This window comes from Prosthecobacter fluviatilis (assembly GCF_055388355.1).
The window spans coordinates 5,903,708-5,927,382 of the sequence record NZ_AP043782.1 but is presented as its reverse complement, the minus strand read 5'-3'; the positions used below and the strand labels follow the sequence as shown (position 1 = coordinate 5,927,382).

The 23,675-nt window shown below is 62.1% G+C and carries 22 protein-coding genes and 1 tRNA gene; 10 read left to right on the top strand and 13 right to left on the bottom strand.

Going from position 1 to position 23,675, the window contains the following annotated elements; all coding sequences use genetic code 11:
- Positions 1–41 precede the first annotated feature (41 nt).
- The 3 genes from ACZ5WW_RS23155 to lspA all read left to right on the top strand — a co-directional run bounded on the left by ACZ5WW_RS23155 (position 42) and on the right by lspA (position 2,440).
- On the top strand, positions 42–446 hold the full coding sequence (locus ACZ5WW_RS23155; RefSeq protein WP_377163376.1) for a peptide chain release factor family protein: 405 nt from the start codon (positions 42–44) through the stop codon (positions 444–446).
- 305 nt (positions 447–751) lie between these two features.
- A complete protein-coding gene (locus tag ACZ5WW_RS23150; RefSeq protein WP_377163374.1) occupies positions 752–1,885 on the top strand; it encodes a galactitol-1-phosphate 5-dehydrogenase in 1,134 nt (377 codons plus the stop codon).
- Positions 1,886–1,903: 18 nt separating this feature from the next.
- On the top strand, positions 1,904–2,440 hold the full coding sequence (gene lspA / locus ACZ5WW_RS23145) for a signal peptidase II (protein WP_377163372.1): 537 nt from the start codon (positions 1,904–1,906) through the stop codon (positions 2,438–2,440).
- 324 nt (positions 2,441–2,764) lie between these two features.
- On the opposite strand, the gene ACZ5WW_RS23140 is transcribed toward lspA, so the two are convergent.
- The gene (locus ACZ5WW_RS23140; RefSeq protein ID WP_377163370.1) at positions 2,765–3,829 is read right to left on the bottom strand and encodes a hypothetical protein; all 1,065 of its coding nucleotides are present in this window, start codon (positions 3,827–3,829) and stop codon (positions 2,765–2,767) included.
- Positions 3,830–4,163: 334 nt separating this feature from the next.
- Between ACZ5WW_RS23140 and ACZ5WW_RS23135 the strand changes: the two genes are divergently transcribed.
- The 3 genes from ACZ5WW_RS23135 (at position 4,164) to ACZ5WW_RS23125 (ending at position 6,152) form a co-directional block, all read left to right on the top strand.
- Entirely contained in the window at positions 4,164–4,850 is a 687-nt protein-coding gene (locus tag ACZ5WW_RS23135; RefSeq protein WP_377163368.1) for a hypothetical protein, read from the top strand.
- A 103-nt stretch (positions 4,851–4,953) separates the two neighbouring features.
- A complete protein-coding gene (locus ACZ5WW_RS23130; protein WP_377163366.1) occupies positions 4,954–5,157 on the top strand; it encodes a hypothetical protein in 204 nt (67 codons plus the stop codon).
- A gap of 83 nt (positions 5,158–5,240) precedes the next feature.
- On the top strand, positions 5,241–6,152 hold the full coding sequence (locus ACZ5WW_RS23125) for a bifunctional riboflavin kinase/FAD synthetase (protein WP_377163364.1): 912 nt from the start codon (positions 5,241–5,243) through the stop codon (positions 6,150–6,152).
- A 33-nt stretch (positions 6,153–6,185) separates the two neighbouring features.
- Here the strand turns inward: ACZ5WW_RS23125 and ACZ5WW_RS23120 are convergent, their stop codons facing one another.
- Positions 6,186–7,097 (bottom strand): ThuA domain-containing protein, encoded by a 912-nt coding sequence (locus tag ACZ5WW_RS23120; RefSeq protein ID WP_377163362.1) that lies wholly within the window; start codon positions 7,095–7,097, stop codon positions 6,186–6,188.
- Between the two features lie 114 nt (positions 7,098–7,211).
- Here ACZ5WW_RS23120 and ACZ5WW_RS23115 point away from each other — a divergent pair, with 114 nt between their 5' ends.
- From ACZ5WW_RS23115 to ACZ5WW_RS23100, 4 genes are all read left to right on the top strand, one after another.
- Positions 7,212–8,474 carry a CNNM domain-containing protein gene (locus ACZ5WW_RS23115; RefSeq protein WP_377163360.1) on the top strand — a complete coding sequence of 421 codons (1,263 nt, stop codon included), beginning with the start codon at positions 7,212–7,214 and terminating at the stop codon, positions 8,472–8,474.
- A 20-nt stretch (positions 8,475–8,494) separates the two neighbouring features.
- A complete protein-coding gene (locus ACZ5WW_RS23110; RefSeq protein ID WP_377163357.1) occupies positions 8,495–9,430 on the top strand; it encodes a CNNM domain-containing protein in 936 nt (311 codons plus the stop codon).
- A 107-nt stretch (positions 9,431–9,537) separates the two neighbouring features.
- Positions 9,538–10,143, top strand: a complete 606-nt coding sequence (locus ACZ5WW_RS23105) for a non-canonical purine NTP pyrophosphatase (protein WP_377163355.1) — start codon at positions 9,538–9,540, stop codon at positions 10,141–10,143.
- A gap of 4 nt (positions 10,144–10,147) precedes the next feature.
- Complete coding sequence (locus ACZ5WW_RS23100; protein WP_377163353.1) at positions 10,148–11,026, top strand: phosphodiester glycosidase family protein; 879 nt, start codon at positions 10,148–10,150, stop codon at positions 11,024–11,026.
- An 8-nt stretch (positions 11,027–11,034) separates the two neighbouring features.
- On the opposite strand, the gene ACZ5WW_RS23095 is transcribed toward ACZ5WW_RS23100, so the two are convergent.
- From ACZ5WW_RS23095 to ACZ5WW_RS23045, 11 genes are all read right to left on the bottom strand, one after another.
- The gene (locus ACZ5WW_RS23095; RefSeq protein WP_377163351.1) at positions 11,035–11,745 is read right to left on the bottom strand and encodes an alpha/beta hydrolase; all 711 of its coding nucleotides are present in this window, start codon (positions 11,743–11,745) and stop codon (positions 11,035–11,037) included.
- A gap of 151 nt (positions 11,746–11,896) precedes the next feature.
- On the bottom strand, positions 11,897–16,036 hold the full coding sequence (gene rpoC, locus ACZ5WW_RS23090) for a DNA-directed RNA polymerase subunit beta' (protein ID WP_377163349.1): 4,140 nt from the start codon (positions 16,034–16,036) through the stop codon (positions 11,897–11,899).
- Positions 16,037–16,090: 54 nt separating this feature from the next.
- The gene (gene rpoB / locus ACZ5WW_RS23085; RefSeq protein WP_377163347.1) at positions 16,091–19,951 is read right to left on the bottom strand and encodes a DNA-directed RNA polymerase subunit beta; all 3,861 of its coding nucleotides are present in this window, start codon (positions 19,949–19,951) and stop codon (positions 16,091–16,093) included.
- An 86-nt stretch (positions 19,952–20,037) separates the two neighbouring features.
- A complete protein-coding gene (locus ACZ5WW_RS23080; RefSeq protein ID WP_377163345.1) occupies positions 20,038–20,217 on the bottom strand; it encodes a hypothetical protein in 180 nt (59 codons plus the stop codon).
- 116 nt (positions 20,218–20,333) lie between these two features.
- Positions 20,334–20,711, bottom strand: a complete 378-nt coding sequence (gene rplL / locus ACZ5WW_RS23075; protein WP_377163343.1) for a 50S ribosomal protein L7/L12 — start codon at positions 20,709–20,711, stop codon at positions 20,334–20,336.
- Between the two features lie 129 nt (positions 20,712–20,840).
- Positions 20,841–21,398: a 50S ribosomal protein L10 gene (rplJ, locus tag ACZ5WW_RS23070; protein ID WP_377163341.1), complete on the bottom strand. Its 558-nt coding sequence runs from the start codon at positions 21,396–21,398 to the stop codon at positions 20,841–20,843.
- A gap of 19 nt (positions 21,399–21,417) precedes the next feature.
- Positions 21,418–22,116, bottom strand: coding sequence for a 50S ribosomal protein L1 (rplA, locus tag ACZ5WW_RS23065; RefSeq protein ID WP_377163339.1), 699 nt, complete (start codon positions 22,114–22,116; stop codon positions 21,418–21,420).
- A gap of 54 nt (positions 22,117–22,170) precedes the next feature.
- The gene (gene rplK, locus ACZ5WW_RS23060; RefSeq protein ID WP_377163337.1) at positions 22,171–22,596 is read right to left on the bottom strand and encodes a 50S ribosomal protein L11; all 426 of its coding nucleotides are present in this window, start codon (positions 22,594–22,596) and stop codon (positions 22,171–22,173) included.
- Between the two features lie 53 nt (positions 22,597–22,649).
- Complete coding sequence (gene nusG / locus ACZ5WW_RS23055; protein ID WP_377163335.1) at positions 22,650–23,219, bottom strand: transcription termination/antitermination protein NusG; 570 nt, start codon at positions 23,217–23,219, stop codon at positions 22,650–22,652.
- 38 nt (positions 23,220–23,257) lie between these two features.
- Positions 23,258–23,476, bottom strand: coding sequence for a preprotein translocase subunit SecE (locus ACZ5WW_RS23050; protein ID WP_377163333.1), 219 nt, complete (start codon positions 23,474–23,476; stop codon positions 23,258–23,260).
- 42 nt (positions 23,477–23,518) lie between these two features.
- Positions 23,519–23,594: transfer RNA gene (locus ACZ5WW_RS23045), tRNA-Trp, on the bottom strand.
- Between the last annotated feature and the right edge of the window lie 81 nt (positions 23,595–23,675).

Sequence of the window (23,675 nt, the reverse complement as noted above, 5' to 3'; positions counted from 1 at the left end):
CTCAAGTTGCGCAGCAGCCTCTTTCCTCCGATGCTATCCCCATGGCCGACCTGCCTGATGATCCTGCGCTACGCACACGCATGCAGAGACTCCGCATCCGTGAGGAGGATCTGGAGGAGGATTTTATTCGTGGTGGCGGGGCGGGCGGACAGAAGATCAACAAGACCAGCTCCACCGTGGTGCTGCGCCATGTGCCCAGCGGCATCGAGGTGCGCTGCCAGCGCGAGCGCTCGCAGTCGCAGAACCGACTCATCGCCCGGCAGGAGCTGTGCGACCGGCTGGAGGCCGTGTTTAAAAACGCGCAGATGGAAATCCAGAACGACCGCGAAAAACTGCGTCGCCAAACCCGTGCCCGCCCCCGGGGCCTCAAGCGCCGGTTCGTGGCAGGAAAGAGACACCGTGCCGGGATCAAGGAAGGACGTGGGCGGGTGAGCGGGGAGGAGTGAGGGATGGCTAAGGGAGGCCTGGGTGCAATGAGCGCGGTAAAGGACGAATGAGTAAGCACGAATGACGAATTTCGCTCCTGGAGTATTTGCGGCACTTCCACCTGTCGAAGGTAGCTACCCTTGGCAGGTGGCCCACCTTAGGATTTTGGTATTCGGCATTCATTCGGTATTGATTCGCTGTCGCTCACCCCTTCGGGCAGCCTATGGCTGTCTGTCTCGCTGCGCTCGGCTCGGATTTACTCATTCGGCATTCTGATCCCTCTTGCCTCCCGCCCTGCGCGAGGCATGGTCCGCGCTCCCCACCCATGAAAGCGCTTGTCCTTACAGCCCCCTCTGAGTTCAACTACGACACCAGTTTCCCCGACCCCACGCCCGCCGCTGGCGAGGTGCTGGTGAAGGTGGCGGCCTGCGGCATCTGCGGCAGCGACATCCACGGTATGGACGGCCGCAGCGGCCGCCGCCAGATGCCCATCGTCATGGGCCATGAAGCCGCCGGTGAAATCATCGCCCTGGGCGAAGGTGTGGAAGGCTGGAAGCTGGGCGAACGTGTGACCTTTGACTCCACCGAGTACTGCGGCGAGTGCGAGGAGTGCAAAGCCGGATTCGTCAATCTCTGCCCCAACCGCAAAGTGCTGGGCGTCTCCCCCGGTGAATACCGCCGCCACGGCTGCTTTGCCGAAAAGATCGCGCTGCCCACACGCATCCTCTACCGCATCCCGGACGAGCTTTCCTATGAGAAGGCCGCCTTTGCCGAGCCCGTGTCCATCGCCCTGCACGCGGTGAATCTGGCCGATGGCATCGAAGTGGGCGAAGCCTTCACTCAGGACGGCGAGGAAGAGTCGTGCGAAGCCAAGGAATGCGGCCATGACTGCGGCTGCGACAGTGAAGAGGAAGCCAAGGGCGGCACCGCCGTGGTGGTGGGCGCAGGACTGATCGGCCTGCTCGTTGTCCAGGCGCTCAAGGCACGCGGCTGGGAAAAAGTCATCGCCGTGGATCTGGACGACAGCCGTCTGGAACTCGCCCGCAAGCTGGGCGCGGAAGAAACCTTCAACGCCAAGCAGGAAGGCCTGGCCATGCACATCCGCAAGATCTGCGGTGGCGACGGCGCGGACGCCAGCTTTGAAGTGGTGGGCGCAGGCGCGCCTCTCGACCTCGCCATCCGCTGCGTGCGCAAAGGCGGCCAGATCGTGCTCATCGGCAATCTGCAGCCCAACACCCCCTTCCCCCTTCAGGAAGTCGTCACCCGCCAGCTCACCATCAAGGGCTCCTGCTCCTGCGCAGGTGAGTACCCCGAGGCGATCCGCCGCATTCAGGACGGCAGCATCCAGGTGGAGCCCCTGCTCAGCGCCGTGGCCCCGCTGGCGGAAGGCGCCGGCTGGTTCAAGCGCCTCTATGACAACAAGGAGGGCCTGCTCAAGGTCGTGCTGCTGCCCGCGTGATTTTCCACCTCGTCTGCCATGATCCGCCTCTTCCTGCTCCTTTCCCTGCCTTTGTACATCCTCGACCAGCTCAGCAAGAGCTGGATCGTGCAGAATTTCAAACTCTACGAAACGGACAAGGAGGTCATTCCTGGCATCTTCTGGCTGCACCATGCGTCCAACACGGGCGTGGCCTTTGGCATGTTCAACGGCACGCAGTATGCCAACTACGCCTTTGCCACCGTCTCGCTCGCTGCGCTGGTCTTCATCTATGTGATGCATGGCAAAGGCCTGTTTCCCGGCAGGCTGAGCCGCACCGCAGTAGCCCTGCTGGTCTCCGGCATCTTTGGCAACCTCACCGACCGCCTCTTCCGCAACCACGACGGCGGCAAGCTTTTTGACGGCACCTTCTTCGACGGCTACGTCGTGGACTTCCTGCGCTTCGACTTCGGCTTCTGGCCCTTCCACCCCTGGCCCTCCTTCAATGTGGCGGACTCATGCGTCGTGTGCGCCGCCATCCTTCTAGCGCTGGCTTCGTTTGTGGAGACTCCGCCGACGCAAGCGAAGAAGGCCTGAGGTAGCGCGGGCGATGCCTCGCTATGCCCGCCCTTCGGGCAGCCAGCGGCTGGCTATCTTCGCTACGCTACGGTTCCTGCCCGTAGCGGGCGCTCTCTTCACGGGCAGGATTGCCCGTTCTACGCCTGGCCATCCTTGCGCAGTACGCACATTTGGAGTGCGGCTGCCGCTTTCGAACGTCTCCTGAGTTGCGCAAGGTGAAGCAGCCTACGCATGCCATGGAGCCATTGGCGGAGGTCTCCCCATGGCAGGCAATCCATGGCAAAGCCTGCAGAAAGCGGTGGCTGCGCTTGTTCCTCGCTGCGCGACCGCATCTCCAAAACTTCACCCATCCACCGGCACCGCAGACCAGCGGTAGATGCCATCAAACCATGACAAGCTGCCGGGAGGGCTCGCTTTGCGGCGGATCTCCACCCACAGAAATCCGCCTTTGCGGCGGAGGGTGACATTCACGTCCTTGGCATTGTCCGGCACATCCGCCTCCGAGAAGACGGCCTGTGCGGTGCTTTCCTCCCCGCTCTTCTTCACCGCCTCGGCAGGCACCTGCCCGGCCAGATCTGCGCCCTGGCCTTCGATGACGCGCGTGCAGGAGAGGTTCACGCGCAGTTTGCCATCCTTCGCCTGCCGGATGCTCACATGCCCGCCGAAGCCGTCGTCATACTCGCCATCCCAGGAGGAGCTCTTCAGCACCGCCTCCTGCTGGAGGAAGCCGTACGCCGCCGCCGTGGCCTGCGCCAGCTTGAGCCAGTATTGCGAGTCCTTTTCCGCTGCGGGTGTCTCCTTGCCTGAGGGGAATGGCTGCGCCGGCCTGGCCTTGGCAGGTTCCGGGGTCTGGTAGGCGATCTTCATCCAGCGTCCCAGCAGTGCCGGCCAGCGTGCCTTCCAGTCCGCAGGCACCGTTTTATCCACCCCCGGCCAGTTGTGGGCAGCCTCCTTCAGGGCTGTGCTCAGCCGCTCCTCAGCAGCCTGGGCCTCCTTGCGGGCCAGCTGCAAGCGCTTCTCCTCGCTCACGCGGCGGTAGCTGCCCAGGATGCCCGGGTCCTGCGGCATCTTCTGCCCAGGCTTGAAGAGGACCTCCATTTTCGATTCGCCGCCCTTGGCGATGAAGTAGGAACCACGGTCCTGCCCCTCATCCACCACGGCGGCAAAGGTGATCACATTGTCTTTGCGGTTCCCCTGCCCCGTCCACACACCGGTAGAGCCCGGCTCTGAGGCCCAGCGTGTGGTCACCTCCACACCCGTGGCGGAGGTCTGGCGCAGCGTCAGGTAGCGCATGCCCTCCTCATCATAGTAGCAGGCCGTGGTCAGAGGCTCGGCGCCATGCACGCAGACCGCTGCGAGAAGAAGTGCCAGAACCGAACCCTGGAGTGACTGCAGGTGTGTTTGCATGGAGGCCCACTCTCAAAGGAGACGCAATCTGCGCAAGAATTAGAAAAAGCGATTTTCGGCCTTCTCTATAATGATCGTATTTTTCGAATAATTACCCCAGAGAGGCCGAAAATTATTTCATTTCCGTGTTTTCCAAGGCCGATTTTCGACACGCTCGCAACTTTGCGAGCTTCAATCACCTCGTATAACCTATTGAAAATGAACCGATTGTATAATTTCTATACAGTCTTATTTATCATTTTTACAAATATTTGATTAATTTCTGATATGGCTGTTGCACGCTCTATAATTTCTGTTATAAATACTAGCAGAAACAAGAGCCACACACGCAGCCATGAAAACACTCATCCGCCTCGCACTCACCGTCAGCCTCCTCACAGTCGCTACCGCCGCGAACGCTCAGAATGGTTACTCTGCCGCCGGTTACTATGCAGGCCCTCAGGCGCAGGCTGCTTACGCTCAGGAACAGGCCAACGCCCAGGCTTGGGCCGCCTACAATGCCCAGCAGCAGGCCAATGCGGCCGGCTGGGCACGCTACTATGCCGACCAGGCCGCCGCCCGCCAGGCAGCAGCTCAGCGTGCCGCCGCCCCCCGCGCCACTGTGGGCAATTCCCAGATCCGCTTTGACGGCCGCTTCGCCTCCGTGGGCCAGACCGCCCCTCAGGCCCTTCAGTTCGCCGTTTACGCTGCCAACACCCTCCAGAACAAGCCCTACGTGCTGGGTGCCGGCCATCGCAACATTGAGGACAGCGCCTATGACTGCAGCAGCAGCACTTCTTATGTCCTCATGAAGGCAGGATTGCTGAACCGCTGCCTGTCCAGCAAGGAGTTCGCCAACTATGGCGAGCCTGGGCAGGGCCGCTTCATCACCATCTGGGTGAAGCCTGGCGATCACGTTTTCATCACCATCTGCGGTCTTCGCATGGACACTTCCGGCCAGGTTGCTGGCGAAGGTCCCCGCTGGCGCACCCAGGGCCGCAACTATGCTGGCTTCACCCCTCGCCATCCTGTTGGCTTTTAATTCTCATTTTTGTGACTCGATTCTCACACCCATAAACAAAGCTTCACTCAAATCTGAATCTCATCACCTGAATAATCCCAAAAATCTCAAATCTACGAATCATATGAAGACCATCGCCACCACCGCCTCCTCTTCCTCCACCGCCTCCAACAAGGAAATCACCCTCGGCTGGAACTCGATGCCTGCTTACGGCGAAGTGATGCCCCACCTGATCGGCACCGCTCACACCGACGTGAAGAGCAGCGCCAACCTCGGCAAAAAGAGCGTGCTGCAGAGCTTCTGGAGCGCTCTCAGCAACATCCGCTAAGCCAGGCAACCCCGGGGCTGGCGCACCCTTCACCTTGCGCTCTGCATGGCCGCTGGTATTGGCTGTTTCTCCACCCACCACGCATGCAGGTCCTCCGCTCCATCGATGCCCTTTCCACCCTCCCCGGCCCCCTCGCGCTGGCCGTGGGTGTTTTTGATGGGATCCACCTCGGGCACCAGGAGGTCATCCGCGCGGCCCAGGAGCACGCCACGCAGCACCACGGCACAGCCGTGGTCGTGACCTTTGACCCGCACCCGACGCAGGTGCTGCGCCCCGGCTCCGCCCCGCGGCTGCTCTGCGGCCCGCGCCACCAGCAGCACCTTCTCTCCCAGGCGGGCATCGCCTGCCTGCTGGCCTGCCCCTTCACCGCCGAGACGGCCAAGACGCCCGCGCGCGACTTCATCCGGCAGCTGGTGCAGGCAGCACGCCCGCTGGGCTGCATCTCGGTGGGCTACACCTGGAGTTTTGGCCATGGGCGCGAAGGCAACATCCACCTCCTCATGGAGATGGGGCAGGAGCACGACTTTGCCGTGTATGGCGTGCCGCCTTTGAAAATCGACTCCCAGGTGGTCAGCAGCACCCTGATCCGTGAAGCGGTGTCCCGGGGTGACCTGCACAAGGCCGCCACACTGCTGGGCCGCGACTACGCCGTGTTTGGCACCGTCATCGAAGGCCAAAAGCTGGGCCGCCAGCTCGGCTTCCCCACGGCGAATGTGGATGTGGAAAACGAGCAGCTCCCGCCGCTGGGAGTGTATGCCGTGGAGGCGCTCGTCGGCACGGAGTGGCTGCCAGGCGTGGCCAATCTGGGCCGCCGCCCCACCGTGGCCGCAGACGCCGAGCCCTCCCTGGAAGTGCACCTGCTCGACTGGCGCGGCGACCTTTATGGCAAGGACCTGGAGGTGCGCTTCAAGCGCCACCTGCGCAGCGAGATGAAGTTTGCCGGGCTGGATGAGCTGAAGGCGCAGATCGCGCGGGACATTGCGGCGGCAAAGTAGACCAGTTGCGCCGCAACTGGACAACTTGCCGGACTACTTTGTTTTCGGCTTCGGCGCTTCCTGCTTGGGATGGCCTTCCAGCTTCACCACGCTGACGGCTGTTTCCGTGGGAAAATCCGCAGGCACGGCGGCGGTGCGCTCCACGCTGCCGGTGGCGGCCCATTCGGTGCCGCGCTGCAGGAGGGTGTAAAAGCCGCGGTCCAGCATGGAGTAGTCCGCATGGCCGAGTGTGGTATGAAATACCCGCCCCTTGTGGTAGCCGAGCACCATGTTGTTGGGCTCGCTCACCGCCGTGAGGTCGGAGACGGCCGTGGTCAGCACATCCACATTTTCCGCTGGGCCGCGCAGCTTGCTGTAGAGCTCGTCCTTGGCGTGCAGCCAGCGCTTCGGCAGACCGCGCGTGATCGGGTGGTCGGGATTCTGAATTTCGACGATGAACTCGTGCTGCGGACCGTGCGCACCGCCGTTGCCCGCCACGGTGTCGCGGAAGAGCTTTCCATCTTTCACATAGAGCCAGGGGCCGGACTTTTCATTGCGACCGCCCCAGCCGCCGACCCCGATCATGTCATTGTATTCCTTCCACTCGGGGAAGGAATTGTTGGCGGCATGGATGGAGACAAAGCCGCCGCCGTCCGCCACGTACTTGGTGAAGACATCACGCACATTCTGCGGCCAGGGCTCGCCGTTGTAGTTGCTCACCACGGCCGCGTAGTCGCTGAACATGGGCTTCCAGGCATGCCAGGCCTCTTTGGGCGAGCCTTTAGGCGGCGTGGTGCTCACCTCCACAGCAAAGGCTCCGCTGCTCTCCAGCGCGTTCTTCAGCACGGGCGTGGTGATCTCCCACTTGTGGTTGTTCTGGCCGTCCACGATGAGGACTTTGAGCTTGTCTGCAGCGTGCGCGCAGGCGGCGGCGCCAAGGAGAAGGGTGCAAAGGATGGTGCGCATGGTGGTGCCGTTGCTATCAGCCCCTCACAATTTTGGCAAGAACGAACATCTGGAGCACCCCGTAATTCATCTTGACCCCCGGTGCAGACACCACCCACACTGAGGTGTCCCTCGATGCCCCTGATCGCCTCCTGTTTCATCTACTTCGCGCTGCTGCTGCTGCTCGCGGTCGTTTCCGCTGCGGAAACTGCCATCCACAGCGCGCGCGACATCGAGGCGCAGCTGCTCGCCGCCGGCGAGGGCGCCGTGGCGCAGAGGCTGCGCGCCATCACCGCCAATCCTTTTGCGCAGCTGCACCGCACCCTGCTGCTCTCTGCGGCGCTGAATCTGGCGCTCGCGGCGCTCGGGCTGTGGATGGTGACGGGGCCGCTGCGTGACTGCGGCTGGAATGTGTGGCTTTCATCATCCGTGATATTTTTGGCAACGGTCCTGCTAGGAGACATGGCTCCTAAATTTTTTGCCGCCCGCAATCCCTCCGTGGTTCTGCTCGGCAGCCTGCGTTTGCTGCATCCGCTGCGCAACGTGCTCGACCCGCTGGCGCTGCTCGTTGACCGCACCACGGACGTGCTGCTGCAAAAATTTGTCACCCGTCACATCAAGGTGCGCATGCCCGTGACGCGGGATGAATTTGAAACCCTGGTGGAAATGCGCCAGGAGCAGGGCCTGCTGGACAGCGATGAGAGCGCCATGATCCATGAAGCGCTCGACATCGAGGCGCTGACCGTGCGCGACTGCATGATCCCGCGCGTGGACCTCCCGCTCATGAGCAGCGAGGACCCGCCGCAGAAGACCGCCGCCATCCTGGAAAAGTCCTCCGGCCGTTTTGTCATCGTTTATGGCGAGACCCCGGACTCGGTGGAGGGCGTGATCGACACCAGCGCGTGGAAGCTGGCAAACCGCCCTGAGTGGCGCACGCTGCTGCGCACGCCGGCCTTTGTGCCGGAAACCATGCCGGTGCTCGAAGCTCTGCAGCACCACCTGCACCAGGACGGGCAGCCGGTGCTCATCGCGGATGAATACGGCGGGCTGGAGGGCATGATCACCCGCCGGGAGATCGCCGACTGGCTGCTCTATGAGGCCGCGCCCTGGCATGGAGAGACCTCGGAGATCCGCGACCTGGGCAACGGCCGCTACCTGCTGGATGGCGGCACGCGGCTGGACCACCTGTACCAGGAGCTGGGCGTCAGTCTGCAGGAAGATGGCATCGACACCATCGGCGGCCTGGTCTTCAACCAGCTCGGGCATGTGCCCAAGCAGGGGGAACGCATCAGCAGCGACGCCGCAGACATCAAGGTGCGCCGCATCGTGCGCGCCCGCATCCAGGAGGTGGAGCTGCGCCTCAAACCCAAACCTGCCGAAGCCGCCAGCGCCGGCTGAGCCCCACCACCCCCGACTGCATGACCTGGCTCCTGCTTTTTCTCTGCCTTGCCCTTTCCTTCATGCTCTCCGGCCTGGAGAGCGCGGTGATGGCCGTCAGCCGCGTGCGTGTGCGCCACGCCGCCAGCGCCGGAGACCGCCGTGCACGCGGCCTGCTGCCGCTGCTGGAGGACCGCGATGCCCTGATCGGCTGCATCACGGTGGCCAATCATCTGACCAACCTCGCCGCCTTTCTGCTGATCGCCTTTCCCGTCATCCATCATGCGACTTTGTGGGGCTACGTGCTCGCCTTTGCCCTGGCGCTGCCGGTTTTCCTCATCGGCCTGGAGGTGATGCCGAAGAAGCTCTTCCGCAGCTACCCTTTCCGCTCCATGCGCAGCGTCTCGCCGCTGGTGCATCTCGTCGGTCTGGCGCGGCCGCTGTTCCGCGCCATGGCGGGCAAACAGGCCACCGATGCCGGGGAAACGCCCAGCGAGGCACGCCAGACGCGCGGGCGTGACGACCTCAAGGCGCTGGCGCAGGAGCTCGCCTCGCAGCATCAGCTTTCCGCCAATGCCACGCACCTCATCGAGCGCGTGCTCGACTACAAAAAGCTGCGCACCGCCGACATCATGCAGCCGCTGACGCGCAGCATGGCGCTGGCGGCGGAGATCCCGCTGAGCACCGCCTTGATCGCCGCGCGCGAGCAAAACTGCACCCTGCTGCCCGTGCTGGGGGAAAGCGGCAGCTTCATCGGACTGCTGGACACCACCGACCTCCCTGCCAGCCTGCCGTCTGACCGCCTGGTGCGCCACTATATGCGCACGCTGGACACCATTCCCGGCAGCCTGCCCGCGCTGCACAGCCTGCAGCGCATGCGCAAATCCGGCCGCCGCCTCGCCATCGTGGTGGACGAAAAGCAGCAGCCCGTGGGCCTGGTCACGGAGGAGCGCCTGCTGGAGCCGCTGATGCGCTAGAGGGACGGATTTATGATTTACGATTTTTGATTTATGATTTCACGGAAGGACAGGCGTCTCGTGAAATCGGACTTCCCAAATCATAAATCGTAAATCATAAATCATAAATGGTCTCCACCCTCCGACTCGTCTTCGCCACATCGAACGCTCACAAAACAGAAGAAGTCGCCGCCATCCTCGGTGAGGGCTGGCAGGTGGAGGATCTGCGGGCACATCCGGGCGTGACGCTGGACGAGGAGACCGGAGACACCTTTGAGGCCAATGCCATCATCAAGGCCGTGAGCGGCAGCCGTGGCACCCCAGGGCTGCTGGTGCTGGCGGATGATTCCGGCCTGGAAGTGGACGTGCTGGGCGGCGCCCCCGGCGTGCGCAGCGCCCGCTACGCGGGAGAGACCGCCAATGCCGCCGACAACCGCGCCAAGCTGAAAACCGAACTGCTCAAGCTGCCGCAGGATGCCCCCTTCAGCGGGCGCTTTCACTGCTGCATGGTGCTGGCACGGGATGGCCAGGTGCTGCACGTCACCCACGGCTGCGTGGAGGGCCGCCTCCTCACGGAGGAGGTGGGCGCGGGCGGCTTCGGCTACGATGCGCTGTTCATTCCCGAAGGCTTCACGGAGACCTTTGGCGTCCTGCCTGCCGAGACCAAGAACCAGCTCAGCCATCGTGCGCGTGCGCTGGCGGCCATGAAGGAACAGCTCGCCTCATTCTCCTGAGCTCATGCGCTTGCAGATTTTCATCCTCGCTCTGGCGCTGGCAGGTTGTGCCACAACACCTCCGCCGAAACCTGCACCACCCGCCACGGGGTCAGAGCCCGGCGTCTCCGTGCCGGGCTACCCGACGCCGGAAGAGGCCGCTGCACAGCCCCAGCCGCCGCCCTCCAAGGCCGCTGAGTGGAGCGCCATCTCCCGCTTCAACGGCCAGCCGCTCCATGGCAATGCCTCGCTGATCGAGTACCAGATCGGTCACAAAAGTCAGTCCTACCAGATCCGGGTGGTGGTGTTCGACAGCCGTCAGTTTGACCTCAAGGTGATCGACCAGCCCGAAGACTGGGCGGGCGGAGGCCGCATCAAGGAAGCTATGCAGGGGGCTGCGGCCGTCGCCGGGGTGAACGGCGGATTCTTCACACGGGAATTCAAGCCCATGGGGCTCATGGTCTCTGACGGACGCCGTGTGGGCACGTGGCAGACGGGGCCGCTGCTCACGGGCGCGGTCGTTGTCAGCTCACACCTGCAGCTGCTGTGGAACAGCGAGGTGAAAGCGGATGAAGCCCATGAGCTGGTGCAGGCCGGCCCGCGGCTGGTGGATGACGGCAAGGCGGTGCCCGGGCTGGACACCCGCAAACGCAGCGCACGCACCTTCATCGCCCATGATGGCGGCACTCAGTGGCTCATCGGCACGGCGGAGGAGATCAGCCTGAGCGATCTGGCCGAACTCCTCTCCACGCCCGGACTCATGCCCGCCTTCACCGTGCAGCGTGCGCTCAATCTGGACGGCGGCCACTCCAGCGCCTTCTACTACCGCACGGTGGACGGCCGCGAGCACGTGCACCCCGGATGGAGCACGGTGAGGAATTACCTCGGCATCGTGCCGAGGTGAGGGGCGAGTCAGCGTGCCTCCACCGGCTTGAGGATGGCCCCCATCCATGCGGTGAACTGGGTCATGAAATCCGGAGGCCGTGTGTGCTTGGAGACACCTTCGTAGAGCTTCAGCGTGACGTGGGCTCCGAGGGCTTTTTCCAGATGCTCCGCATACGCTTTTGTGAGGCCGACGTTGCCCTCATGCTCCTCGGCACCGCAAAAGCAAAAGTAATGCTGGGTGGCATGCTGCGGCAGCCGTTTCTCAGCAGCTTTTGGCCCCCCAATGCCCCCGGGTGACATCAAAATGGCCCCCCGATAGGACTCTGGATACTGAGTGGCAAGATCCGCGGCCACCATCGCGCCTTGGGAGAAGCCGAACAGTCCGACCCGGGTCAGATCCACCTGCAGACCCGTGGTGAGTGTTTTCAGCCTCTCCTGAATGTAGGCGTGGTCGGCCACTGGCTCTTCGGACCACTGCTGCGTGTCATCGCCCAGGTCTGTGGTGGCGGGAAACCCGAGGATCACAGCGCCGAGGGCATCGGCCAGTTTCTGGATGGACTCCTCACTCTCTCCCGGCATGGGGCCCAGAGGCGAATAGCCGCGATACCCATGCAGCCACACCGCCACCGGCAGAGTCCCGGCGGCATCTTTGGGCACAAAGATGAAAGGCTTCGGCTTGGCCGCCTCTGAGACTGTTGCCAGCAGAAAGAAGAGGATGGTGGTGAGGAGGTGTTTCATGGGGAAAGGCGGCACAGGTGATCGCAAGCTTAACGATGCACCATTTAAGGTGCAACAACGGCCGCCGCCGCCCGAGTACGCAAAACCGCCTCCGACGGCTTGTACCGAGGGAGGCGGGTGAGGATTACTGATGTATGACTGGCGGGGCGGATCAGGCCGCGTCTTCGTCCACTCCGGCAGGCAGAGCTGGGCGCTCGGTCTCGTGGAGTTCGAAATTGCGGTTGCTGATGAAGCCGGTGCCGGCCGGGATGAGGTGACCCATGATGACGTTTTCCTTGAAGCCGCGCAGGAGGTCGGACTTGGCAAGGGTGGCAGCCTCCGTGAGCACGCGGGTGGTGTCCTGGAAGGAAGCAGCCGAGATGAAGGACTCGGTCTCGATGGAGGCCTTGGTGATGCCGAGGAGGACGGGCTCTGCTTCCGCAGGCTTGCCGCCTTCTTCGGACACACGGGCGTTTTCCTTCTCGAACTCGCCGCGGTCCACCTGGTCGCCCCAGAGGAACTCGGTGTCGCCGGTGTCGGTGATCTTCACCTTGCGCAGCATCTGGCGGATGATGATCTCAACGTGCTTGTCGTTGATTTCCACACCCTGGGCGCGGTACACTTCCTGCACTTCGTTGACGAGGTGCTCGCGGAGCGCCTGCGGGCCAAGAATTTCGAGGAGGTCATGCGGAACGACAGGACCGTCGGTGATCTGGTCGCCCTTGCTGACGTGGTCGCCGTTGAAGAGCAAGATGTGCTTGCTGCGGGGGATGAGGTGCTCCTCCTGCTGGCCGGTCTTGTTGTCGGTCACGATCACGCGGCGCTTGCCACGCACGAGTCCGCCGATTTCCACGGTGCCGTCGATACGGGCGATTTCGCAGGCGTCCTTGGGCTTGCGGGCTTCGAAAAGCTCGGCCACACGGGGAAGACCACCGGTGATGTCCTTCGTCTTGGAAGCTTTACGAGGCGTCTTGGCGATGGTAGTACCAGCCTCGACCTTCTCGTTGTTCTTCACGCTCAAGTGAGCGCCGGCAGGAATGGTGTAGCTGGCGAGGACTTCGTGAGTCTTCGGATTCACCACGACCACCTGCGGGTGGAGGTCTTCCTTGTGCTCGATGACGACGGTTTCTTCGTTGCCGGTGCTCTGGTTGACTTCCTTGGTGATGGTGATGCCCGAGATCATGTCGCGGAACTCCAGCTTACCGGCCTTCTCCGTGATGATCGGCACGTTATACGGATCCCAGGTGACGACCTGCTGGCCCTTCTTGACCTTGCCACCGTCTTCGACGGCGATAACGGCACCCGTGACCAGCTTGTGGCTTTCGAGTTCGCGACCGTCATCGTCATGGATGGAGAGGACGCCGTTCTTGGTGAGGGCGATCCAGGTGCCTTCGATGGTCTGCACCGAACGCATGTCCGTGTACTTGACGGTACCGGAGTTTTTGACGTTGATGAAGGGCTGCTTGAAGGAGCTGGTGGCGGCACCACCGACGTGGAAGGTACGCATGGTGAGCTGCGTTCCGGGCTCGCCGATGGACTGGGCGGCCACGATGCCGACGGCTTCGCCGATGCGCGCCATGCGGTGCGTGGCGAGGTGGAGGCCGTAGCACTTGGAGCAGCAGCCGCGCTTGCTTTCGCAGGTGAGCACGGAGCGGATCTTGAGCTTTTCGACACCGATCTTGGCCAGGTGGGCGGCTTCCTTCTCGGAAACGAGCTGACCGGCTTTGACGATGACGCTCTTGTCCACGGGGTCATGGATGGTCTCGCATGAGACGCGGCCATAGACGCGGGTCTTGAGGTCGACGATTTCTTCATCGCCCTGATAGATGGAAGAGAGCGTGATGCCGTTGACGGTGCCGCAGTCCTCCTCGGTGACGATGACGTCCTGGGACACATCGACCAGCTTACGGGTCATGTAACCGGAGTCAGCGGTCTTAAGGGCGGTGTCTGCCAGACCTTTACGAGCACCGTGAGTGGAGATGAAGTACTCAAGCACGCTCAGACCTTCGCGGAAGTTCGAGGTGATCGGACGTTCGATAATTTCACCGGAGGGCTTGGCCATCAGACCGCGCATGCCGGCGAGCTGTTTGATCTGCGTACGGTTGCCTCGGGCGCCCGAGTTCACCATGACGTAGAGCGGGTTGTGGTGCTTCTTGCCCTCGTTGTATTCCAGGGTGCGGAAGAGCTCGTCGGCGACGATTTCACCCACCTGCGTCCAGATGTCGATGATCTTCTGATAGCGCTCACCGTTGGTGATAATACCACGGCGATACTGCTTCTCGATTTCCTCGATCTGCTTGTAGGCGTTCTCAAGGCCACCGGCCTTGGCGGTCGGGATGACCATGTCGGTGATACCGATGGAGCAACCGGAGCGGGTCGCTTCGCGGAAGCCGAGCTGCTTGAGGCGGTCGAGCGCAAAGACGGTCTCCTTCTGGCCGAAGGTCTGGAAGCAGCGCCAGATGATGTCAGACACCTGCTTCTTGCCGACGGTGGTGTTGATGAAGCCCAGCCCTTCAGGCCAGATTTCATTGAAGAGCACGCGGCCGGCGGTGGTTTCGATCACAGCCTTGCTCGGGTCGCCATAGGGGCGCTTTGGCAGGCCGTGGTCGGGGTTGCGGAAGCGCACCTTGTCGTTCACGGCCAGGCCGCCTTCGGAGATGGCGAACTCGACTTCGGAGGCGTCGTTGAAGACCGGCACGCGGCCTTCCACATCGCCCTTCTTGCCTTTGGCGTCATGGTTCGGGAACTCACGCAGATAGGTGAGGAAGTAGCAGCCCAGAGGAATGTCCTGGGAGGGGTTCATCACGGGCTTGCCGCTGGCAGGGCTGAACAGGTTGTTCGGCGCGAGCATGAGCAGGCGGGCCTCCATCTGAGCTTCGATGGAAAGCGGGACGTGCACGGCCATCTGGTCACCGTCGAAGTCGGCGTTGTAGGCCGTACAAACGAGGGGATGCACGCGGATGGCCTCACCTTCGATGAGCTTCGGCTCGAAGGCCTGGATCGAGAGACGGTGGAGCGTCGGAGCGCGGTTGAGGAGGACGGGGTGGCCTTTGGTCACTTCGTCCAGGATGTCCCACACTTCCGGGGTGCGGCGCTCGATCATCTTCTTCGCAGAGCGCACGGTGTGCACCAGGCCCATCTCCTTGAGACGGCGGATGATGAAGGGCTCGAACAGAACGAGGGCCATCTTCTTGGGAAGACCGCACTGGTTCAGGTTGAGGTCAGGACCGATAACGATGACGGAACGGCCGGAGTAGTCGACGCGCTTGCCGAGAAGGTTCTGACGGAAGCGGCCGGACTTGCCCTTGAGCATGTCGGACATGGACTTCAGCGGGCGGTTGCCTGCGCCGGTCACCGGGCGGCCATGGCGGCCGTTGTCGAACAGGGCGTCCACGGCTTCCTGCAGCATGCGCTTTTCGTTGCGGATGATGACATCCGGCGTGCGGAGCTGGAGGAGGTTCTTGAGACGGTTGTTGCGGTTGATGACGCGACGGTAGAGGTCGTTCAAGTCGGAGGTGGCAAAGCGGCCGCCTTCGAGGGGGACGAGAGGACGAAGGTCTGGCGGGATGACTGGAAGCACTTCCAGGATCATCCACTCAGGACGGCTGTGGCTTTCGGCAAAGCCCTGGCAGAGCTTGAGGCGCTTGGCGAGCTTCTTGCGGATCTGCTTGGAGCGCGTCTTGGTCATCGCCTCTTCGAGTTCCTTGGTCACTTCGGCCAGGTTGAGCTGGGCGAAGATGTCGCGGATGGCCTGGGCACCCATGCCGACGCGGAAGGCGTCTGCACCGTACTGCTCTTCGGCTTCACGAAGGTCGACTTCGGTCAGGAGCTGGCCGCGCTGAAGCGGGGTGCTGCCCGGATCGATGACCATGTAGTCTTCATAGTAGATCACGCGCTCCAGCGAGCGGGCGGTCATGTCGAGCATGAGGCCGATGCGGGAAGGCATGCACTTGTAGAACCAGATGTGCGTCACCGGCACGGCGAGCTCGATGTGGCCCATGCGCTCGCGACGGACGCGGGAGAGGGTCACTTCGACGCCGCAGCGGTCGCAGACGACGCCCTTGTGCTTGATGCGCTTGTACTTGCCGCAGGCGCACTCCCAGTCACGGGTGGGTCCGAAGATACGCTCGCAGAAAAGGCCGCCCTTTTCTGGCTTGAACGTACGGTAGTTGATGGTTTCTGGGTTCTTGACCTCGCCGGAGGACCAGGAGCGGGTGCGGTCCGCCGAGGCGATGCAGATCGACACATAGTCGAACTCCTCGCCGTGCTGGGGTTCCCCGAAGATTTCTTTCAAGCTCGCGTCAGCATTCATGATGTGTGGAGATGGGTGGCAGGTTTATGCGCTGGGTTTCTGGGGAATGGCGGGTTAGGCACCCGCCGTGGTGACGAAGCCGTCGAGAGCTTCCGCATCAGCATTGGCGTTGGCGCGCTTGTGCACCTTGACGTCGAGACCGAGGGACTGCATTTCCTTGATGAGCACGTTGAAGGACTCAGGCGTGCCGGCCTCCAGAGCGTGGTCGCCTTTGACGATCTGCTCATAGATGCGCGTGCGGCCCTGCACGTCGTCAGACTTGACGGTGAGGAGCTCCTGCAGGGTGAATGCGGCGCCGTAGGCTTCGAGCGCCCACACTTCCATTTCCCCGAAGCGCTGGCCGCCGTATTGGGCCTTGCCGCCCAGAGGCTGCTGCGTGACGAGGGAGTAAGGTCCGACGGCACGTGCGTGGATCTTGTCTGCCACAAGGTGGTTCAGCTTCAGCATGTAGATGTAGCCGACGACGACATCGAGGCTGAAGGCGTCTCCTGTGCGGCCGTCGAAGAGCTTCGACTTGCCGTTGAGGCCCATCCATTCGTAGCCCGGCACCTTCTTGGCGTCCTTGATGTACTCCATGATCTTGGTCTCTGGAATACCGTCGAACACCGGGGTGGCGATCTTCATGCCCAGGGCCTTGGCCGCGAGGCCGAGGTGGGTCTCAAGCACCTGACCGACGTTCATTCGGGAAGGCACGCCGAGGGGGTTGAGCACGATGTCCACCGGGCAGCCGTTTTCGAGGAACGGCATGTCCTCTTCAGGGACGATGTTGGCGACGATGCCCTTGTTGCCGTGGCGGCCGGCCATCTTGTCACCCACGGAGAGCTTGCGCTTGGAGGCGAGGAAGACGCGCACCTGCTTGACCACGCCGCTGTCGGCGGTGTCTTCGCTGGACTCGATCTTGTCGAGGTTGCGCTCACGTTCCATGTCGGCATCGGAGAACTTCTGCTCGAAGGTCTGGATGATGTCGAAGATCTTGTTACGGATCGGGCTCGGGTCGATTTCGATGGTGTCGTAGCTTTCGGCCACGTGACGCAGCATCGTCTTGGTGATCTTCTTGTTCGCGCCGACGAGGGGCTCGCCGGTCTGGCCGTTGACGATGTCGAGAGGGATCTTCTCGTTGAGAAGGATGTCAGAGAGGCGCTCGGTGAGCTGCTCGGTGAGGTCTTCCTTCTTGGCGCGGTAGTCTTCCTCGATCTGCTTGATCTGCTTCTTGTACTCGGCCGGGGAGAGCTTCTCCTTCTCGGAGTCGCCGTTGGCGCCGCGCTGGGCGATGCGCACGTCCATGATGATGCCGGTGCAGCCGGAGGGCACGCGGAGGGAGGTGTCCTTCACGTCTGCGGCCTTTTCACCGAAGATGGCGCGCAGGAGGCGCTCTTCAGGAGCCAGCTCGGTCTCGGACTTCGGCGTGATCTTGCCGACGAGGATGTCCCCGGGCTTCACTTCCGCACCGATGCGCACGACGCCCTGGGCATCGAGATTCTTCAGCGCTTCGTCACCCACGTTCGGGATGTCGCGCGTGATTTCTTCAGGCCCCAGCTTGGTGTCACGGGCGATGACTTCAAAGTCCTCGATGTGGATGGAGGTGTAGATGTCCTCCTTGACCACGCGGCGGCTGATGGTGATGGCGTCTTCGAAGTTGTAGCCGTTCCATGGCATGAACGCGACGAGCATGTTCTTGCCGATGGCAAGCTCACCCTGGTCGGTGCAAGGACCGTCGGCGATGACGTCACCCTTCTTGATCTTCTGACCGCGCTTCACCAGAGGCTTCTGGTTGATGCAGGTGCCGGCGTTGGAGCGGCCAAACTTGCGCAGCGGATAGACGTGGGTGCCCTTCTCTTCGTCGGTCTGCACCGACTTGAGCGGGTTTTCGAGGAATTTCTCGTCCTTGACGGGCAGGTTGCCGTCCTTGGTGACGATGATCACGTCAGCAGTCGCAGCGGCGACGGTGCCGTTGGCGTCTGCGACGATCACGGAGCGTGAGTCGCGGGCAGCCTTGCCTTCCATGCCGGTGCCGACGAGGGGGGACTCACCTTCGAGGAGAGGCACGCCCTGGCGCTGCATGTTGGAGCCCATCAGAGCGCGGTTGGCGTCATCGTGCTCAAGGAACGGGATGAGCGCGGCAGCCACGGAGACGAGCTGCTTGGGAGACACGTCCATCAGAGTGACGAGCGAAGGCTCCACTTCGATGAACTCGCCGCGGTAGCGGACGGTCACCTTGGCGCCTTTGAAGCGTCCGTTTTCGTCGATCGGGTTGTTCGACTGGGCGATGTAGTGCTTCTCTTCCTGGTCGGCGGTGAGGTAGTCGATCTTGTCCGCCACCACACCATCCTTCACGGGGCGGTAGGGGGTCTCGATGAAGCCGAACTCATTGATCCGGGCGTAGGAGCCGAGGGAGTTGATCAGACCGATGTTCGGACCTTCCGGGGTCTCAATCGGGCAGATACGGCCGTAGTGGGACGGATGAACGTCACGCACTTCGAAGCCTGCACGGTCACGGTTCAGACCACCAGGCCCGAGTGCGGAGAGACGGCGCTTGTGGGTCAGCTCGGCCAGAGGATTGATCTGGTCCATGAACTGGGAGAGCTGGCTGCGGCCAAAGAAGTCGCGCACGACGGCGGAGAGCGCCTTCGGGTTGACGAGCTTGGCGGGCGTCATGGTGTCCATGTTCACGTCGAACAGGGTCATGCGCTCCTTCACCAGACGCTCGGTGCGGGAAAGGCCCACACGGCACTGGTTGGCGAGGAGTTCGCCCACGGCGCGCACGCGGCGGCTTCCAAGATGGTCGATATCGTCGAGGATGCCCTGACCTTCGCGCAGATGGAAAAGGTAGCGCAGGGCGGAAATGACGTCCTCAGCGGTGAGGATGCGCATTTCGGTGTCGATCTTGAGACCGAGCTTCTGGTTGATCTTGTAACGGCCGACGCGGGTGAGGTCGTAGCGCTTCGGATCGAAGAACAGGCGCTTGACGAGGGCACGGGCGTTTGGCGTGGTGGGCGGATCTCCCGGACGCAGGCGGCGGTAGATTTCCTTGAGGGCCTCGTCTTCGTCCTTGGCGGTGTCCTTGCGCAGGGAGGTGATAAGGAGGTCGTCCGGGGAGGCGGTGACGACCTTGACGGACTTGTGGCCGAGCTGGATGAGCTGGCGGATGACGCCGGAGGTCAGGGGCTCATAGGCACGGGCGACGATGAGCTCGCCGTCGAGGATGTCCTTGAAGAGGATCTTGGTGGCCACTTCCTCTTCGGAGAGGCTGTCCTTGAGCTTGAGGTCCTGGATTTCGTAGAAGAGCTTGAGGATGTCCTCATCGCCCGGGAAACCGATGACGCGCAGGAGCGTGGTGGCCAGGAACTTGCGGCGGCGGCGGCGGCGGTCGAGATAGACGTAGAGGAGGTCGTTCGTGTCGAACTGCACTTCCAGCCAGGTGCCGCGGTCAGGGATGATGCGGAAGCCGTGCAGCCAGCGGCCGTTGAGGTGCTGGCTGGTTTCAAAGCAGATGCCGGGGGAGCGGTGGAGCTGGGAGACGACGACGCGCTCCGCACCGTTGATGACGAAGGTGCCGCGCACCGTCATGAGGGGGATTTCACCCATGTACACACGCTCCTGCTTGGCGCCCTGCTCGTCCTTGAGCTCATAGGTCACGTAAAGAGGGGCGCTGTAGGTCTCGGCCTCATGGATGGCTTCGAGGGAGGAGAGCTTGGGCTCGCCGATTTCGTACATGACGAAATCGAGGGTCATCTTCTCATCATAGCTGGTGATCGGGAAGACTTCCCGGAACACGGCCTGGAGGCCAAGGTCCTTGCGCTTCGAGGGCAGGATGTTTTTCTGGAGAAACTCCTCGTATGAGCGGAGCTGGATCTCGATGAGATTCGGGGGCTCGGCGACTTCGTGGATTTTGCCAAAGTTGGTGCGCTGGGACATAAGGCAGTGATGAGGCGGTTAGGGGGCGATGGGCGGTGGCACGGGATGCGGAACGGTGAATTCCGCGAAGCAACAAAAGAACAATGTCAGGCAGCCAGCCCGGCATTGTTGACGATTGTCGCGAAAACGAAGCAGCCGGAATCCAGGTACAAACCCGGATTCAGGCCATGAAAATTGTCTGAAGCAGGCCTCGCATCGCGTGGTGTCCCGGAACCGTAGCACTTGCTGCGGAGGTTCAGGCGGGAATCACGGGCGGTTGCGGGCATGCGATGTAACGAAGCGGACGGGGGATTGGGACTGACACTGACTGGACACTCCTGACCGCGTGGCGCTGCGGATTGAGGGCAAACGCCACGCGGCAAAGAGCAGGAGGGACGAGAGATTACTTGATCGTGATCTTGGCGCCAGCGGCTTCCAATTTCTTCTTGATCTCTTCGGCTTCTTCCTTTTTGCAGCCTTCCTTGAGGGTCTGCGGAGCGCTTTCGACAAGCTTCTTCGCTTCTGCAAGGCCAAGGCCGGCAACGACGCCGCGGACTTCCTTGATGACGCCAATCTTGTTGGAGCCAGCGTCGGTCAGGATGACGTCGAACTCGGTCTTCTCTTCCACTGCAGCGGCAGGGGCGGCACCACCAGCGGCGGCGGCAGCGACAGGAGCAGCGGCGCTCACGCCCCACTTCTCTTCGAGGGATTTCACGAGTTCAGCGACTTGCAGGACGGTCAAGCCACTCAGTTCTTCAACGATTTTGTTCAGGTCAGCCATAGTATTTTGTCGGTATCGCCGCTTTCCGCAGCTGCGGATCATTTAAGAGCAAAAGCTTTTGCTCCGGCGAGGAACCATTGGGTGTTGGGGTATTCAGGCCGTTTGACGGGCCATCTGGTCAAATGGGGGTTACGCAGCGGGTTGTTCGGCAGGAGCAGCAGCTTCTTCAGCGGCTGCTGCGGGGGCAGCTTCCTCTGCAGGGGCGCCACCTTCCTTGTCGGCCTTGGCCTTGAGGACGCGGGCGAGGGCGGAGGCCGGAGCCTGGAGCACACCGAGGAGCTGGGCGAGCAGCACTTCGCGGGAAGGCAGATCGGCCAGGACTTTGATGGCGGCGGTGTCGAGCAGGTTGCCGTCAAGCACGCCGACCTTCATCACCGGCTTTTCAAACTCAGCCTGGAAATTCTTGAGAATTTTGGCCGCGCCGAAGACGTCCTTGGCACCCGTCACGAAGGCGCTCTGGCCGGTGAGGTGGTTGCCCAGGTCACCTGGGTAGCCGGCCTTTTCAGCGGCCTTCTTCACCAGGTTGTTCTTGTAAACGTGGATCTCAGATCCCACGGCGCTGAGGCGCTTGCGCAGCTCGGCAAATTTGTCCACCTTCAGACCGGTGTAATCGACGACGAACAGGAAGGGAGAGGCATTGACCCGCTTCAGAAGGTCATCAATGAGCAATGTTTTGAGTTCTTTCATGATACAGTGCTTCTATAAATTAGAGTTTGACGTACTTCGACACGTCGATGCGGAGAGCAGGCGACATGGTGGCGGCGAGGGTGATGGTCTCGACGTAGCGGCCACGGGCGGAGGCGGGCTTGGCGCGGACGACGGCCTCAATGAGGGAGGTGGCGTTTTCAGCGAGCTGGGCCACTTCGAAGGAAGCCTTGCCGACGGAGGAGGCGATGTTGCCGTTCTTGTCGAGCTTGAAGTCGGCGCGGCCGGCCTTGACGGCCTTGACAGCAGCGGCGGTGTCGTCTGTGACGGTGCCGGTACGGGGGTTGGGCATCAGGCCGCGAGGTCCGAGCTGCTTACCGAGCTTGCGGACTTCATTCATCGCAGCCGGGGTGGCGATGGCGACGTCGAAGTCGGTGAAGCCGTCCTTCACCTTGGCGATGAGGTCTTCGTTTCCGACGATGTCTGCACCGGCGGCCTTGGCGGCTTCAGCAGCGGCGCCCTGGGCAAAGACGGCGACGCGCACAGTCTTGCCGGAGCCGTGGGGCAGCGGGCAGGTGCCGCGCACCATCTGGTCGCTCTTCTTGGGGTCCACACCCATGCGGAAGGACAGGGTGACGGTCTGGTTGAACTTGGTGCCAGGGAGTTTGCGCAGGAGTTCGGCCGCTTCTTCGAGCGTGAATGCCTTGCCTGCCGGGACCATCTCGGCTGCTTTCTTGTAACGTTTGCTTCTCTTTTGCATGGTAGGTGTGCAGTGGTGGCGAACTGTGACGTTCTCCTGCTTCGGTTGGGGGGATTAGTCGATGATGTCGATGCCCATCTGGCGTGCGGTGCCTGCCATGATGCGGGAGGCCTGCTCGAGATTGGAGGTGTTGAGGTCGGCGATCTTGAGCTTGGTGGCTTCCAGGAGCTGGGCCTTGGTGATCTTGGCGACCTTCACCTTGTTGGCTTCCTTGGAGCCGCTGGCGATGTTGGCGACCTTCTTGAGGATGTTGGAAGCCGGGGGCTGCTTGGTGATGAAGGTGAAGCTCTTGTCCTTGTACACCGTGATCACGGTCGGAAGGACGTCACCACCGGCCTTGGAGGTGGCGGCGTTGAACTCCTTGCAGAAGGCCATGATGTTCACACCGGCCTGACCGAGAGCAGGGCCGATGGGCGGTGCGGGGTTGGCGGCACCAGCCTTGATCTGGAGCTTGATGAGTTTGATGATTTCCTTGGCCATGTCTTTGTGTTCCTTGCTTGCTTGAGTTGAGATTCAGGGGGCGGCGGGGCGGCTTATGCCTTCTCGACCTGCCAGTATTCGAGATCGACCGGTGTGGAGCGCCCGAAGATGTTGACGGAGACGCGCAGCACGCCGCGCTCGGGATCGATTTCTTCCACGATGCCGTTCTGGCTTTCGAAGGGGCCGTCTGCCACACGGACGGTGTCGCCGAGGCTGAAGGCGATCTTGGGCACGGCGCCGTCGTCCTTGTCACGCACCTGGGCCAGCATGGCGTCCACTTCCTTCTGACGCATCGGGATGGGGTGGTCCTTGGTGCCGGCAAAGTTGAGGACGCCGTCGGTCTCCTTGACGAAGTACCAGGTCTTGTCCACCAGGCGGTTGTGCTCGTCGAGCAGGTGGCAGTTGGCGATGACGTAGCCTGGGAAGAACTTGCGGTTGCTTTCCGAGCGCTTGCCCTTCTTGACTTCGGCCACGCGCTCCATCGGAACGAGGACCTGGAAGACATAATCACCCATCTCCTCTTTTTCAATGCGGCGGAGCATGCTGTCACGGACCTTCTGTTCAAGGCCGGAGCGGACGTGGATCACGAACCACTGGTCGCGGGGTGAGGGGATGGCTCCCATAAGGATTCGGAAAAAAAGGGGGTTGGGGGAAACGGAAATTACATGCCCAGCTTCTGAGCGGCCTCGAAGGCCCACTTGAAGCTGATGTCAAACGCTGCCACGAATCCTCCGAGAAGGATCATCGCGACGAAGACCACCACTGTGGATTCATTCAGCTCGCGGTATTTGGCAAAGCCCTTTTCCTTGGGGTCCCAGGGCCACGTGGCCTTCTTGAGCTCGAGGATGACTTCGCCGATGTATTTGCGGATGCGACTCATGTGAAGCGTTTCGTTTTCTGCGGATGATTCCGGGATTTTCGCTGGCAGGCCAGGAGGGACTCGAACCCCCAACCGACGGTTTTGGAGACCGCTACTCTACCAATTGAGCTACTGACCTGTATGAGCGAGAAATGCTTCCCGGAATGGATAACGGATGGAATGACAGAATGCAAGTCCGCAGCCTCTTTTCGCTCCCGGC